This is a genomic window from Halomonas sp. SIMBA_159, from assembly GCF_046536035.1.
Classification (GTDB): domain Bacteria; phylum Pseudomonadota; class Gammaproteobacteria; order Pseudomonadales; family Halomonadaceae; genus Vreelandella; species Vreelandella venusta_A.
On record NZ_JAWJBT010001043.1, the window covers coordinates 1 to 255 of the forward strand.

Annotated in this window: 1 pseudogene; it reads right to left on the reverse strand. The window is 61.6% G+C overall.

Features of this window, described 5'->3' with window-relative positions:
• A pseudogene (locus R0J87_RS22455) lies at positions 1-255 on the reverse strand (alpha-D-ribose 1-methylphosphonate 5-triphosphate diphosphatase); the annotation flags it as partial.

A 255-nucleotide genomic window follows, 5' to 3' on the forward strand; every position in this document is an offset into this window, starting at 1 on the left:
GTATTTGCCCTGATAATATTCGCGATACTTCTCGCGGTTGGCGAACTGGCGCTGGCCCGGCGAGTGGTCCATCAGCGACACCAGCGTCACCGGCTCGCGCTGCACCAGTTTTTCAAACAGCGGCAGCGTGGTGTGATGCGGCAGTTCGCAGCGCAGATGCAGACGGTGCTCGGCGCGGTTGACGCCGCGTTTCTGCGTCTCTTCGATGGCGTTGATCATCTTCTCCAGATTCTCCAGCCGATCGCCGCCGTCGCG